This is a genomic window from Nocardiopsis endophytica, from assembly GCF_027706725.1.
Classification (GTDB): Bacteria; Actinomycetota; Actinomycetes; order Streptosporangiales; family Streptosporangiaceae; genus Nocardiopsis_A; species Nocardiopsis_A endophytica.
Genome location: NZ_JAQFWQ010000012.1, coordinates 54,110 through 68,240 on the forward strand (window position 1 = coordinate 54,110; position 14,131 = coordinate 68,240).

Below are 14,131 nucleotides of genomic sequence, written 5' to 3' on the forward strand. Positions count from 1 at the left end.
CGCCTCTCAGCCCCTTCCCTCGGGGACGGCGTCGTAGAGGATCAGGAAGTCGGCCACCACGGCCGCCACCTCTCCATCCGTCGTGCGTCCGAACCACACCGGGTACGCGCCGTCGCCGAAGCCGGTTTCGAAGGCGGTCAGGCCCGGTGTTCCGTCCGGGGCTTCCAAGGTCACCGTGTCGGTCCCCTGAACACGCGGGTAGGGGCCGCCTCCGCACAGCAGGGTGATCCAGCTCGGTGCCTCCGGGGCCGGATCGTCGTCGGCGAGCATTCCCGAGAAGTGGTCCAGCAGTGAGGCGTCGAAGAAGCACCCCATACCGCCGTCCACCCCGAACCCGAAGAAGATGAAGTCCTCATCCTCTTCTTCTCCGACGGCCAGGTCGGCCGGGTCCTCACCTGGAAGCAGGGCCATCTCCCACTCCGCCACCGGCTCGTCGCGCAGCATGAGGACCGCCGCGCAGACCCTCGCGCCGCGGTTCCCCTCGGGCTCCCCCTCCTCCCCGTCGCGTCGGGCGACCACGATGTGCAGCGGGTACCGGCCCGGCGGGATCTCCTGCACATACGGCGCGTAGTCCTCCGGGAACTCCACCCCCGTGGGGTCGCCCGCGATCAGCCGTCCCGTCGGGAACACCAGCTCGCCCCGGGGAAGGACCTCGGTCGTGAACGCCTCACCCTTGATGTCCTCGTGGCGGAAGCGGCGTCCACCCGTGAAGAAGGCCTCAGGGCGGCGGGGCGCAGGGGTGGGCGCCGCGCCGGCGGTGGTCCGGTCGCTCAACCGTCGTTCTCCATTCGGATTCGTGCCGCCGTCACTTACGGCGGAACACCGGCGCCATCGCCGCCTCGAACCGCCCCAGCCACTCCGCGCACGTGCCCTCGACCCATGGGCACTCGCGCACGAAGTGCTCCCACTCCGCGTCGATGTGGGCGTCCGTCCCCTCGGCCAGGAGGAAGCCCTCGTCCAGTGTCTCGGCGTCGACGCCCAGCTCCTCGGCCATCGGCCCCGCCAGCACCCGCATCAGCAGGTCACGGTCCAGGGAGGAGTTCTCCGCCAGCAGGACCGCGTCGTACAGGTCCTTGCCCTGCGGGTAGGTGTCGGTGAACAGCCACAGCACCTTCCACGCCAGCGACAGCTCCGGGCTCGCCGCGAGCACCTCCTCGCGGCCCACCACCGCCCGCACCGGCTCCTCCGGCAGCGGCTCCCGGAACACCACGTCGATCTGCACCGACCCGCGCGGCAGGTCCTCCCACGACCACGGAATGACGACCCGCCGCCCCTCCGCCCGCTCGTAGGTCCAGATGCTCTCGGTGCTGACCCCGCCCCGGTCGAAGGTGAGCCCCGGCATGTCCGGAACCCCGTCGCAGACCTCCTCCACGATGTCCTCGATCATCCGCTCGGCGTCCCCGCCGATCGGCTCCATGTCCGCGGGCACCACCACGAAGTCCAGGTCGCGCGGGCGGCGCGCCGCGGGGCCGACCCACAGGGGCATCAGCGCGCTGCCGCGCAGCACCAGGTGGTCCCGCCAGGGCGTGGCCGAGATCGCCGCGAGCACGTGCTCCATGGCGAACCCCTGCATCTGCCACCACTCGGCCCCCAGGTCCTGGTCCTCGAACACCGGCTCACTCGGCCGGAAGGCGAAGACGAAGTGCTTCAGCGCCGGGTCGAACACCTTCTCCTGCTTGGCGTGCGGCCCCGCGGTGATCGGCATGTGCGTGCTGGGGTACCGCCCCTGCCCTTCGAACCAGCGGCGCACTTCCGCCGGCTCCGCCTCGGCGAGGTCGGCGACCGGGGCCGCGTCCATCCACCCGGCGTCCAGCTCCAGGGCGCTGTCGTACACGACGAATTCGCGCTCGGTGTCGAGGACGCCCGGTATCGGAGTCTCGGACCGACGACGCTGCCACGGGGCCACCCGGTTCAGCCCGTACCTCCTCAGGGCATCGGAGAGCCGCTCGAACAGCGTGTCGGCGGTGCCGTGCCCCACCCGCGAGCAGCGCTGGGTGACGAACCGCTCCTGGTACCCGTCGGCGCGGGTGCGGCGCGCGTTGCGCGACAGCCGCGCCCGGTGCGGCTCGACCAGCCGGGAGAGGGCCTCCAGGTCCGCGTCCGGGGCCAGCAGCAGCTTGATGTGGTGCTCGAAGTAGCAGTGGTCCGGCAGGGCCTGGGCCTCTTCACGGGTTCGGGGGACGCCGGAGTTGAGCGGCGATGCCTCGATCTTGGTACGGGTGACCGGGAACCCCGCCTCCGCCAGCCGCCTGCCCCACTTCTCGGCGATGCCGAGCTCGCCGGTGAGCGTCCCGTGGCCGTGGTAGGTCACCATCGGCTGCGACGCGGAGGCGCCGCGGTCCAGCTCGATGTGGGTGAACTTCAACTTGTTCTCCCGGGCCCACCGCGAGGCCGCCACGACCTGCTTCGGGGTGCGCGCGTCCAGCGTCAGGTGGGTCTCGAAGTCGCCGGTGAACTCCATGGTGGCCTCTCGGGCTGAGGGGGGGTTCCTCACACTCAGACGGCGCGTGGGCCGCGCCGGTTGCACCGAAGGGGTCCTCACTCCGCGCCGGGGCGAGGTCCTTCAGGCTGTGAGCTCCCGCTCCTCGGACTCATAGACGACGCTCATCGGCCCGCGCCCAGCATCCGCTCGACCGCCTTGGCGTCCTCGCGGGCCCGGGCCTGTGCCTGTTCGGCCTCGGAGCGGTACTGGGCCCACGATTCCGCGGCCGAGGCCAGCTTCTTATCGGTCGAGGCCGCCCGGACCGTCCGCTCCTCGTCCGTCTTCTTCTGCGCGTCCCGACCCATCAGCACCAGGCCTCCGGCCGCCGCGAGCGCGATGACGGCCACCACCAGCAGCCCGCCCTGCTGCATCACCAGACCGAACAGTCCGGATACGACCGCGATCGCGCCCGCGACGCCCGCACCGATGGTGTGGGTGGAGTCGTTGCCGCCGTTCCCCGCCGCGTCGCGCGCCCGGTCCTGGGCCGCCCTGACCCCCGCCGTGTCCGCGCCCGACGTGCCGATCGCGACCTCGACCCCGTTCACGCGGACCGCCGACCGATCCGGCAGCGGGGCCAGCGCGGCCTCCGCCTGCCCCCGGGCCTCGCGCAGCGCCAGGGGAGCGAACACCTCCAGCGCGAAGCGCCGCAGCAGGGGACCGGCCTCCGGTGAGAACGCCGACGCGGGCAGCAGGTCCAGCGTCCGGCCCCGGGGGTCCTTCCAGGTCTCCAGCTCGACGTCGTCGGACGCGCCCCCGCCGCTCTCCACGACCGCCCGGAGCTGCGCCGCCCTGTACAGCAGCGGCGCCTCCTCCGGGCTGCCCTCCTCGACCAGGCGTCGGAGCAGCGGCTTGGCCACGTTCAGCGCGAGGGAAGGGGGGAGGGAAGGGGAGCCGTCACCGGAACCGTCCTCGCCGGAGGGCTCGGCGCCGACCGCCTCCGCCGCCTCCGCCGTCCGGCGCAGGGCGGCCAGCCGGTCGGCCGCCGCCAGCGCCTGCTTCACCGCTTCGGTCCCGGAGAGGCCGGGCGGCCGGGTCCGCCTGCGCTCCTGCGGCCCGCCCTTGCCGAACTCCAGCAGCTCCGACGGCAGAGGCGTGTCCTCGGGGGAGTCCAGGACCAGCTCCGCGCAGCCCGCCAGCACCGACGCGCGCGCCCCGTCGCCCAGTCGGCCCTCGGCCGCGAGCAGGATCAGCGCCCACTCGTGGGAGGCCGCGTGCCCGGGCGCCTCGGGCAGCACCGCCGACAGGATCCAGTCCGCCAGCGCCGGTGCCGCCTCCGGTGCCCGCTCGGCCGCCGCGAGCAGGGTGAACACCCCCGCGCGCAGCGGGTCCAGGTCGGCCGCCTCGGAGAAGCCCCGCTGGGCCCCGCGCAGGTCGTCGCGGAGCAGGGCGTGCAGCCCGTGCGCCGCGGGGAGCAGCCAGTAGTCCCCTTCGGCCGCCGAGGCCTCCAGCCGCAGCTCGTCCGGCGCCTCGCCGTCGAGCATGAGCAGCACCCGGCGGCGCGCCATCGCCGCCCCCGTGAACGGCACGAGCTGCTCGCGCACGTCGCTCAGCTCCACGAACGCGTCGAACGAGGCCGCCATGCGGTCCAGGCGCTGTTCGAGCGAGCCGCGGACCTTCCGCAGCTCGGAGTTGAGCCTCTGGCGCTGGTTGTCCAGCTGGTGCCGCAGGCCGCGGATGGCCTCGTTCTGCGCCCGGTCGGACATCCGCCCGCCCCAGCTGTTGTCCCCGAGGAGGAACCCCGGTTCGATCAGCCCGTCACTGCCGCCGCCGTCATGGACCATGTCCCGTCCGCTCTCCGCTCCGCGTCCCGTCCTCCGGACCATGGGACGGCGCCGGGAGGCCGCCGGTTCCGCCGTTGCGGCAATATGGAGGGCGTCGGTCCCCGCCCCTTCGCCTTCAAGGAGACTGCCATCAGCCGCCTCGTGTTGTGGAACGTCGACCCCACGCTCGTCGACGCAGCGCAGGTCACGCGCTCCGCCTACGCGGAGGCGTTCGAGCGTGCCACGGGGGCGCCGCTGGTCTACCTGGCGTCCACCGCCGGGCGCACCGACTCGGAGGTCTTCTTCGAGTTCTTCGCCCGCAACGACGTGGACATCGAGCCCGGCCAGGAGCCCCTGGCCGAGTTCGTGCAGGCCTTGGCCGACGGGTTCGCCCGCCGCCGAGACCAGCTGCCGGTGCGGGCCCGCGCCGCCGCGGGCGCCGCCGAGGCGCTGGCCGCCGTGGGCGCGCTCGACGACACCGTGCAGACCGTGGTCACCGGCACCATCAAGCCCAACGCCGTCGCCAAGCTTCAGGCCTTCGGCCTGGACGGGCACCTGGACCTGTCGCTGGGCGGGTTCGGCTCCGAGGGCTACCCCAAGGCCAGCCTCATCCAGTTCACCCGGATGCGCGCCGCCGAGGCCCGCGGCGCGGAGTTCCCCGAGCGCTCCACCGTCTACATCACCGACTCGCTGCGCGACGTGGAGGCCGCGGTGATCGGCCGCGCCGCCCCGATCGGCGTGCTCAGCGGCTCGGCCACCGAGTCCCAGCTCCGCGCGGCCGGGGCCGTGGAGGTGCTGCAGGACCTCACCGACGCCCAGGCGGTCGTCGGCGCCGTCCGCCGCGTGACGGCCCTGCCCGGTGCCGGCATCGGGTAGGAATGGGGGCGTGAGGCCCGGCCCCGCACCGCGATCCGGTGCCCGGGGCCGACTTGGGACAGCTGGCCCCCGAGGGTGGCCGCGCCGCCCCCGCCCGCGTAGCGTCGCTCATATGCCTCGGTACGGATCGCCCGCCGATCGCCGATCGAGGCGTTGATGGCGGAAACGTACTGTTAACGACGTTGGTCGGTGTTGGTAAGGGTTGTGCCGTGTGAAACGGAGTAGCCTGTTCCCGAGGCGAAGGCCGGACAACGGCGTCCGGTCCTGGCAGCCGCCACCTGTGCGCACAGGTTCCCGAACGGGACGCGGCCGCCCCGCGGCCCGTCCGCGGGGCGGCGGCGGCGCGCCGACCTTCACAGAACTTCACAAGTCACATCACCCGATGATGGACCCCCGACGGCTCACAAGGGAGTGAGATCGAACATGCCCGGGCAGACCGACGCCGTTCAGGACCGGTTGGTCCACGACGCGGCCGCGCAATGGTCCCCTGAAGACGGCACCGCCGATCCGGACCGCATCGAGCGGTTCCTGCGCCTGTACTACCGCCACGTCGACCCCCAGGAGCTCAAGGAGCGCACCCCCGCCGGCGTGTGCGCCCCCGCCCTGGCCCACTACAGGTTCGCCCAGGAGCGCCCCCAGGGCCGCGCCAAGGTCCGCGTGTTCAACCCCACCGCCGCCGACGACGGCTGGGACCTGGACCGCACCGTGGTGGAGGTCGTCACCGACGACGCCCCCTTCCTCGTCGACTCGGTCACCATGGAGCTGAACCGCCAGGGCATCGCCGTGCGCCTGGTCGTCCACCCCCAGCTCAGCGTGGCCCGCGACCTGGCCGGGAACCTGCGCGAGGTGGAGCCCGAGGAGACCGGGGACGGGCTGGAGCCGCTCGCCGAGTCCTGGATGCACATCGAGGTCGAGCGCCAGAGCGACCCCACCGTGCTCAAGCAGGTCGCCGCCGACCTGGAGCGGGTGCTGGGCGACGTGCGCGGCGTGGCCGAGGACAAGGCCAAGATGCGCGCCCGCGCCACCGGGCTCGCCGACGAGCTGGCCGCCTCCGCCGCCGCGATGCGCGCCGGCGGCGTCGACGCCGCCGAGGCCGACGAGAGCGAGGCGTTCCTGCGCTGGGTCGCCGACGGCAACTTCCACTTCATGGGCTACCGGGAGTACGACCTGGTCGCCGACGAGGAGGGCAACGACGCCCTCGGCCCGCGCGCCGGGACCGGCCTGGGCATCCTGCGCATGGACGCCCCCGCCTCCAGCAGCTTCGCCTCCCTGCCCGCCGCCGTGCGCGCCAAGGCCCGCGAGCCGCACGCCCTGGTGCTGACCAAGGCCAACTCCCGGGCCACCGTGCACCGCCCCAAGTACCTCGACTACGTCGGCGTCAAGCGCTTCGACGAGCAGGGCCGCATCGTCGGAGAGCGCCGCTTCCTGGGCCTGTACACCCACGAGGCCGCCACCACGAGCATCCGGCAGATCCCGCTGCTGCGCCGCAAGCAGGCCGCGGTCCTGGACCGCGCCGGGTTCGACCCCGACAGCTACGACGGCAAGGACCTGGTGGAGATCCTGGAGGGCTTCCCCCGAGAGGAGCTCTTCCAGACCCCGGTCGACGACCTGTACGACGTGGTCATGGGCGTGCTGCGGCTGCGCGAGCGCCCCGGCGCCAAGCTGTTCCTGCGCCGCGACCCCTACGGCCGCTACATGTCCTGCCTGGTGTACATGCCGCGGGACCGCTACAACACCCAGGTCCGGCTGGACATCCAGGACGTCCTCAACGACGCCTTCCAGGGCGCGGCCATGGACCACAGCGTCATGGTCGGCGCCTCCTCCCTGGCCCGCCTCTACCTGGTGGTGCGCGCCCAGCGCGGCCGCGCCCTGCCCGAGGTCGACCACGCCGCCCTGGAGCAGCGCGTCGTCGCCGCCACCCGCTCCTGGGACGACGGCCTGCAGGCCGAGCTGAAGGCCCGCTACGGCGCCGACGAGGGCATGCGCGCCGTGCGCGCGCTGGGCGACGCCCTGCCCGAGGGGTACAAGGTCGACACCGACCCGCGCACCGCCGTGGACGACCTGTCCCGCCTGCGCGACCTGTCCGACGGCGGGTTCGCGGTCAACCTCCACCGCAAGGACCCCGACTCGGGCTCCTGGCACCTCAAGCTCTACCGCCGCGGCGCCCCGGTGTCCCTGTCCAAGGTGCTGCCGCTGCTGGAGAACATGGGCGTGGAGGTGGTCGACGAGCGCCCCTACGGCATCGCCGCCCACGACGCCTCCCGCGGCGGCGAGGGCCGCGCCTGGATCTACGACTTCGGCCTGGCCCCCATGGAGGCCTCCTCCAAGGTCCCCGACAACCGGTTCAAGTTCCTCTTCGAGGACGCCTTCAGCGCCCTGTGGGAGGGGCGCGGCGAGTCCGACCGGTTCAACACCCTGGTGGTCAGCGCCGGGCTGGACTGGCGCCAGCTCACCATCCTGCGCGCCTACGCCAAGTACCTGCGCCAGACCGGCACCACCTTCACCGCCGACTACATGGCCGGGGTGCTGGCCGCCAACACGCACGTCGCCGAGCTGCTGGTGCGCCTGTTCGAGTCGCGCTTCGACCCGCGCCACTCCTCCGGCCGCTCCGAGCGCTCCGAGGCCATCGCCGAGGAGATCCGCGGCGAGCTGGACCAGGTCGCCAGCCTCGACCACGACCGCATCCTGCGCGCCTTCCTGGCCTGCATCGACGCCACCCTGCGCACCAACTACTTCCAGACCGGCGACGACGGGGCGCCCAAGCCCTACCTCGTCTACAAGCTGGAGCCGCAGGACATCCCCGACCTGCCCGAGCCGCGCCCGCGCTTCGAGATGTTCGTCTACTCCCCGCGCATGGAGGGCGTGCACCTGCGCTTCGGCTCGGTGGCCCGCGGCGGCCTGCGCTGGTCGGACCGGCCCGAGGACTTCCGCACCGAGATCCTGGGCCTGGTCAAGGCGCAGATGGTGAAGAACTCGGTGATCGTGCCCAGCGGCGCCAAGGGCGGGTTCGTGTGCAAGCGGCTGCCCTCCGGCGACCGCGACACCGTCATGGCCGAGGTCGTGGACTGCTATCGGCAGTTCATCAGCGGCCTGCTGGACGTCACCGACAACCTCGTCGACGGCGCGGTGCAGCACCCCCAGGACGTGGTGCGCCACGACGGCGACGACACCTACCTGGTGGTGGCGGCCGACAAGGGCACCGCGACCTTCTCCGACACCGCCAACGCCATCGCCAAGGAGCGCGGCTTCTGGCTCGGCGACGCCTTCGCCTCCGGCGGGTCGGTCGGCTACGACCACAAGGCCATGGGCATCACCGCCCGCGGCGCCTGGGAGTCGGTCAAGTACCACTTCCGGGAGATGGGCGTGGACGTCCAGAGCGAGGACTTCACCGCGGTCGGCGTCGGCGACATGTCCGGCGACGTGTTCGGCAACGGCATGCTGCTGTCCCGGCACACCCGCCTGATCGCCGCCTTCGACCACCGGCACATCTTCATCGACCCCGACCCCGACGCCGAGCGGTCCTACGCCGAGCGCGAGCGCCTGTTCGCCCTGCCGCGCAGCTCCTGGGCCGACTACGACGCCTCGCTCATCTCGCCCGGCGGCGGGGTGCACCCGCGCAACGTCAAGTCGGTCCCGCTGACCCCGCAGGTCAAGCAGGCCCTCGACATCCCCGCCGACGTGCAGGCCCTCACCCCCTTCGAGCTGATCCGGCACATCCTGCGGGCCCCGGTCGACCTGCTGTGGAACGGCGGCATCGGCACCTACGTCAAGTCGGCCGCCGAGACCGACGCCCAGGTCGGCGACAAGGCCAACGACCCGGTCCGGGTCAACGGCGCCGACCTGCGCTGCAAGGTGGTCGGCGAGGGCGGCAACCTGGGCCTGACCCAGCTGGGCCGGATCGAGTTCGCGCTGGCCGGGGGCCGGGTCAACACCGACTTCATCGACAACTCCGGCGGCGTGGACACCTCCGACCACGAGGTGAACATCAAGATCATGCTGGACCGGGAGGTGCGCGCCGGGCGGCTGCCGGCCGACGAGCGCGACCGCCTGTTCATGGCCATGACCGACGAGGTCGCCGACCTGGTCCTGGACGACAACTACGCGCAGAACGTCGTGCTGGCGGCCGCGCGCAAGCAGACCACCTCGATGCTGCACGTGCACTCGCGGTACATGCGGTGGCTGGAGCGCGACGCCGGGCTCGACCGCAAGCTGGAGTTCCTGCCCGACGACAAGGCGATCGCGGCGCGGCGCTCGGCCGGGCAGGGGCTGACCTCCCCCGAGTTCGCGGTGCTCATCGCCTACACCAAGATCGCCCTGAAGGACCGGATCAGCGAGTCCGACCTGCCCGGCGACCCCTACCTGCGCCGCACCCTGGTGGACTACTTCCCCACCCCGCTGCGCGAGCGCTACGCCGACGCCATGCCCGACCACCCGCTGGCCCGCCAGATCATCACCAACCAGGTGGTGAACGACATGGTCAACTGGTCGGGGTCGACGTTCGCCTTCCGCATGGACGAGGAGCTGGGCGCCTCCGCCGACGACATCGCCCGCGCCTACCTGGTGGCCATGGAGGTCTTCGGGCTCCGGGACTTCTGGAGCGCGGTGGAGGAGCTGGACCACGTCATCGACGTCGACACCCAGCTGCAGATGATGCTGGAGGCGCGCAAGCTCACCGAGCGCTGCGCCCGCTGGATGCTGCGCAACCGGCCCAACCGGTTCGACCTGGGCGAGGAGATCGCGTTCTTCGCCGAGGGCGCGTCGGTGATCGTGCCGCAGCTGCCCGAGCTGCTGCAGGGGCGCGACCTGGCCGCCTTCCGGGAGCGCCGCGACGCCCTCAAGGGCCGCGGGGTGCCGCCGGAGCTGGCCGAGCGGGTCGCCGGGATGGTGCCCGCCTACACCGCCTTCGACCTGGTGGAGGTCGCCGACCGGACCGGGCGCCCGGTGCGCGAGGTGGCCGAGGTCTACTTCCACCTGGCCGACCGGCTGCAGATCTCCCGGCTGCGCGAGCGCATCATCGCGCTGCCGCGCGACGACCGCTGGGCCACCATGGCGCGCTCGGCCGTCCGCGACGACCTGTACGCCACGCACGCCGAGCTGACCCGGGACGTGCTGCTGTCCGGGGCCTCCGGGGAGTCGGCCGAGCGGCTGGCCGAGCAGTGGGCCGAGAAGAACGCCGAATCGGTCGAGCTCGCCGGGCGCACCATGTCGGAGATTTGGGAGACCGAGCGCTTCGACCTGGCCACCCTGTCGGTGGCGCTGCGCTCCATCCGCTCCCTGGCCGAGGAGTGAGCACCGCCTGAGGCCGGAGGCGACGAGGGGCCCGCGCGCGGCATCGCCGCGCGCGGGCCTTCGCCATCACGCCCTAGACTTGGGACCGTGGCAGACCTAGACCCCGCAGAGAAGCTCAAGGAACTCGCGTCCACGATGGCGAGCGTCGAAGCCGTCCTCGACCTGGACGCCAAGAACACCGAGATCGCCGAGCTGCGCGAGCAGTCTGCCGACCCGGAGCTGTGGAACGACCAGGCGCACGCGCAGGCGGTGACCCGCAAGCTGTCGTACCTGGAGTCCATCGTCAACAAGGTCGGCTCGATCCGCCAGCGCCTGGAGGACGCCGGCGTGCTGTTCGAGCTGGCCGCCGCCGAGGGGGACGACGACACCCGCGCCGAGGCCGACCGCGAGCTGGAGTCGCTGCGCGCCGACATCGGTGAGCTGGAGGTGCGCACCCTGCTCAACGGCCCCTACGACGAGCGCGAGGCGCTGGTGACCATCAACGCCCAGGCCGGCGGCGTCGACGCGGCCGACTGGACGCAGATGCTCCAGCGCATGTACCTGCGCTGGGCCGAGCAGCACGGCTACTCCACGGACGTGTACGAGACCTCCTACGCCGAGGAGGCCGGCATCAAGTCGACCACCTTCGCGGTGAAGGCGTCCTACGCCTACGGGACGCTCCGGGGCGAGCACGGCACCCACCGGCTCGTGCGCATCTCCCCGTTCGACAACCAGAACCGGCGCCAGACCTCCTTCGCCGGGGTGGACGTGGTCCCGGTCGTCGAGAAGAGCGACCACATCGACATCGACGAGGGCGACCTGCGGGTCGACGTCTACCGGTCCTCGGGCCCCGGCGGCCAGGGCGTCAACACCACCGACTCGGCGGTGCGCATCACCCACCTGCCCAGCGGCATCGTCGTCTCCTGCCAGAACGAGCGCTCGCAGCTGCAGAACAAGGCCACCGCGATGGGCATGCTCCAGGCCAAGCTGCTGGAGCGCAAGCGCCAGGAGGAGGCCGCCGAGCTGCAGGAGCTGCGCGGCGAGGGCACGAGCAGCTGGGGCACCCAGATCCGCAACTACGTGCTGCACCCCTACCAGAGCGTCAAGGACACCCGCACCGGCGTGGAGACCGGGAACACCGCCGGGGTGCTGGAGGGTGACATCGACCCCTTCATCGACGCCGAGATCCGGTGGATGCGCAGCCAGGAGAAGGGCGAATAGCGCGCAGCGGCGGGGCTCCGGGGCACTAGCGGGCCGGAGCCGCCGGTGCCCGGCGCGCACGCCGCGCGATACGCGACCGTTATGATCGGTTGACAGTTCCGATATGCTCGGATCTGCTGCTGTGATGTGAGGCGGCGGAGGCCAGCGCGCCCGATGGGGCGCCCGGCGCCCCCCGGCCCCGTGTCGGTCAAGGACATTCCGGGTTGCGTTCGCCTCTACACTGTCGTTTGGCCCCGCAGGCCGGTACCGTGTGCCGGCCGGGCGGCCGGACCCTCCCTGAGCGGAACCACGACCTCCGCCCGGGTGCCCCGATCTCCGAGAACCTTGTGATGCTCCTGTGATCCACTTCGATAACGTCACCAAGGTCTACACGACCCAGAAGCGGCCCGCTCTCGACAGCGTGTCCATCGACGTCGACAAGGGGGAGTTCGTCTTCCTCGTCGGCCCCTCGGGGTCGGGTAAGTCGACGTTCCTCCGGCTTGTCCTCAAGGAGGAGAAGCCCAGCAAGGGCAGGGTCCACGTGGCGGGCAAGGACCTGGCGCGCCTGTCCAACTGGAAGGTGCCGCACCTGCGGCGCCGGATCGGCTGCGTGTTCCAGGACTTCCGCCTGCTGCCGAACAAGAACGTCTTCGAGAACGTCGCCTTCGCGCTGGAGGTCATCGGCAAGCCGCGGCGGTTCATCCGCAAGGTGGTCCCCGAGGTCGTCGAGCTGGTGGGCCTGGAAGGCAAGGCCGACCGGATGCCCGAGGAGCTCTCCGGCGGCGAGCAGCAGCGCGTGGCGATCGCGCGCGCGTTCGTCAACCGGCCGCAGATCCTGCTGGCCGACGAGCCGACCGGGAACATCGACCCGGCCACCTCCATCGGCATCATGAAGGTGCTCGACCGGATCAACCGGACCGGAACGACGGTCGTCATGGCGACGCACGACGCCGCGATCGTCGACTCGATGCGCAAGCGCGTCATCGAGCTCGAAGAAGGCGTGGTCGTCCGGGACCAGACGCGCGGCGTCTACGGCCAGGCCTACTGACGCCCGGCCCCCGACCGACGTCGGCCTTGCCGAAGCCCTCAAGGATGGACCTTTAGCACTCATGCGCGCACAATTCGTACTTTCCGAGATGTGGATCGGCCTGCGCCGTAACCTCACGATGACCATCGCCGTCATCGTCACGGTGGCCATCTCCCTCGCCCTGTTCGGCAGCGGCCTGCTGGTCCAGCAGCAGGTCTCGCACATGCGCCAGTTCTGGGACGAGCGCGTCTCGGTCACGGTCTACATGTGCACCGAGGTCTCCCCCTCGCAGGTCTGCCAGGACAGCGGGCCGGCCACCAAGGAGGACCGCGAGGCGATCCAGGCGGACCTGGAGGCGCTGCCCGAGGTCAGCAACGTGGAGTACGTGACCGCCGCCGAGGCCTGGCAGGAGTTCCAGGACCGCTTCTCGGAGAACCAGGCGCTCACCGAGGCCGCGCAGGAGGGCGACATCCCGGACAACTTCCGGGTGCAGCTCGCCGACCCGAACAACTTCGAGTCCGTCGTGCAGACGGTGCAGGGGCGTCCGGGCGTCGACTCGGTCCACAACGACCAGCAGGTGCTCGACCAGTTCTTCGAGCTGCTGGACGGCCTCAAGTGGGCCGCGCTGGTGGTCTCGTTCGTGCAGCTGGCCGCCGCCGCGCTGCTGATCGGCAACACCATCCGGCTGTCGGCCTACAGCCGCCGCCGGGAGACCGGCATCATGCGCCTGGTGGGTGCCTCCAACTTCTACATCCAGCTCCCGTTCCTGCTGGAGGGGGCGATCTCCGGCCTGATCGGCGGCGTCATCGCCTCCGGGTTCATCGTGGCCGCGCGCTACCTGCTGCTGGACCGCATCCAGTCGTGGTTCGCCTTCGACGTCTCGCTGGGCGCGGGCGCGCTGGCCTACGTCATCGGGCTGTCGATGGTGCTGGGCATCCTGCTGTGCACCGTCTCGTCCTTCCTGACGCTGCGGCGCTACCTGCGGGTGTAGCCACGAGCCAGGCCCACCCCACGGGCCCGACGGAGAAAGAGGAGACGTCCAGTGCCCCGCGAGAAGGGCCGCAAGGTCATCGCGCAGAACCGCCGTGCCCGGCACGACTACCACATCGACGACACCTACGAGGCGGGGCTGGTGCTGACCGGCACCGAGGTGAAGTCGCTGCGGGCCGGGCGCGCCACGCTCGGCGACGGCTTCGCGCACGTCAAGGACGGCGAGGTCTGGCTGGAGAACGTGCACATCCCCGAGTACGCGCACGGGACCTGGACCAACCACGCGGCCCGGCGACCGCGTAAGCTTCTGCTGCACCGCGCCGAGATCTCCCGGCTCATCGGCAAGACGCAGGAGCCGGGCCGCACGCTCGTCCCGCTGTCGCTGTACTTCAGCGAGGGCAAGGCCAAGGTCGAACTGGCCCTGGCGCGCGGTAAGCGGAGCCACGACAAACGCCAGGACATCGCCGCGCGGGAGGCGCAGCGCGACATCGAGCGCGCCCTGAGCCGCCGCCGCAAGGCGAGGTGAAA

At 71.7% G+C, this 14,131-nt stretch carries 9 protein-coding genes; 6 read left to right on the plus strand and 3 right to left on the minus strand.

All coding sequences use genetic code 11. The annotated features are described in order from the left end of the window. Nucleotides 1–6: 6 nt before the first annotated feature. From O4J56_RS06490 to O4J56_RS06500, 3 genes are all read right to left on the minus strand, one after another. On the minus strand, nucleotides 7–774 hold the full coding sequence (locus O4J56_RS06490; protein WP_270684331.1) for a DUF4241 domain-containing protein: 768 nt from the start codon (nucleotides 772–774) through the stop codon (nucleotides 7–9). A 31-nt stretch (nucleotides 775–805) separates the two neighbouring features. Next, a complete protein-coding gene (locus tag O4J56_RS06495; protein ID WP_270684332.1) occupies nucleotides 806–2,461 on the minus strand; it encodes a nucleotidyl transferase AbiEii/AbiGii toxin family protein in 1,656 nt (551 codons plus the stop codon). Nucleotides 2,462–2,604: 143 nt separating this feature from the next. After that, entirely contained in the window at nucleotides 2,605–4,263 is a 1,659-nt protein-coding gene (locus tag O4J56_RS06500) for a hypothetical protein (protein ID WP_270684333.1), read from the minus strand. Between the two features lie 84 nt (nucleotides 4,264–4,347). Here O4J56_RS06500 and O4J56_RS06505 point away from each other — a divergent pair, with 84 nt between their 5' ends. The 6 genes from O4J56_RS06505 (at nucleotide 4,348) to smpB (ending at nucleotide 14,129) form a co-directional block, all read left to right on the plus strand. Then, nucleotides 4,348–5,118 carry an HAD family hydrolase gene (locus O4J56_RS06505; RefSeq protein ID WP_270684334.1) on the plus strand — a complete coding sequence of 257 codons (771 nt, stop codon included), beginning with the start codon at nucleotides 4,348–4,350 and terminating at the stop codon, nucleotides 5,116–5,118. A 423-nt stretch (nucleotides 5,119–5,541) separates the two neighbouring features. Next, entirely contained in the window at nucleotides 5,542–10,407 is a 4,866-nt protein-coding gene (locus O4J56_RS06510; RefSeq protein ID WP_270684336.1) for an NAD-glutamate dehydrogenase, read from the plus strand. 87 nt (nucleotides 10,408–10,494) lie between these two features. After that, a complete protein-coding gene (gene prfB / locus O4J56_RS06515; protein WP_270684338.1) occupies nucleotides 10,495–11,607 on the plus strand; it encodes a peptide chain release factor 2 in 1,113 nt (370 codons plus the stop codon). A 337-nt stretch (nucleotides 11,608–11,944) separates the two neighbouring features. Beyond that, nucleotides 11,945–12,634 (plus strand): cell division ATP-binding protein FtsE, encoded by a 690-nt coding sequence (ftsE, locus tag O4J56_RS06520; RefSeq protein WP_017626461.1) that lies wholly within the window; start codon nucleotides 11,945–11,947, stop codon nucleotides 12,632–12,634. A gap of 61 nt (nucleotides 12,635–12,695) precedes the next feature. After that, nucleotides 12,696–13,604 carry a permease-like cell division protein FtsX gene (ftsX, locus tag O4J56_RS06525; protein WP_270684340.1) on the plus strand — a complete coding sequence of 303 codons (909 nt, stop codon included), beginning with the start codon at nucleotides 12,696–12,698 and terminating at the stop codon, nucleotides 13,602–13,604. 51 nt (nucleotides 13,605–13,655) lie between these two features. After that, a complete protein-coding gene (gene smpB / locus O4J56_RS06530; RefSeq protein ID WP_270684341.1) occupies nucleotides 13,656–14,129 on the plus strand; it encodes an SsrA-binding protein SmpB in 474 nt (157 codons plus the stop codon). The last annotated feature ends 2 nt before the right edge of the window (nucleotides 14,130–14,131 follow it).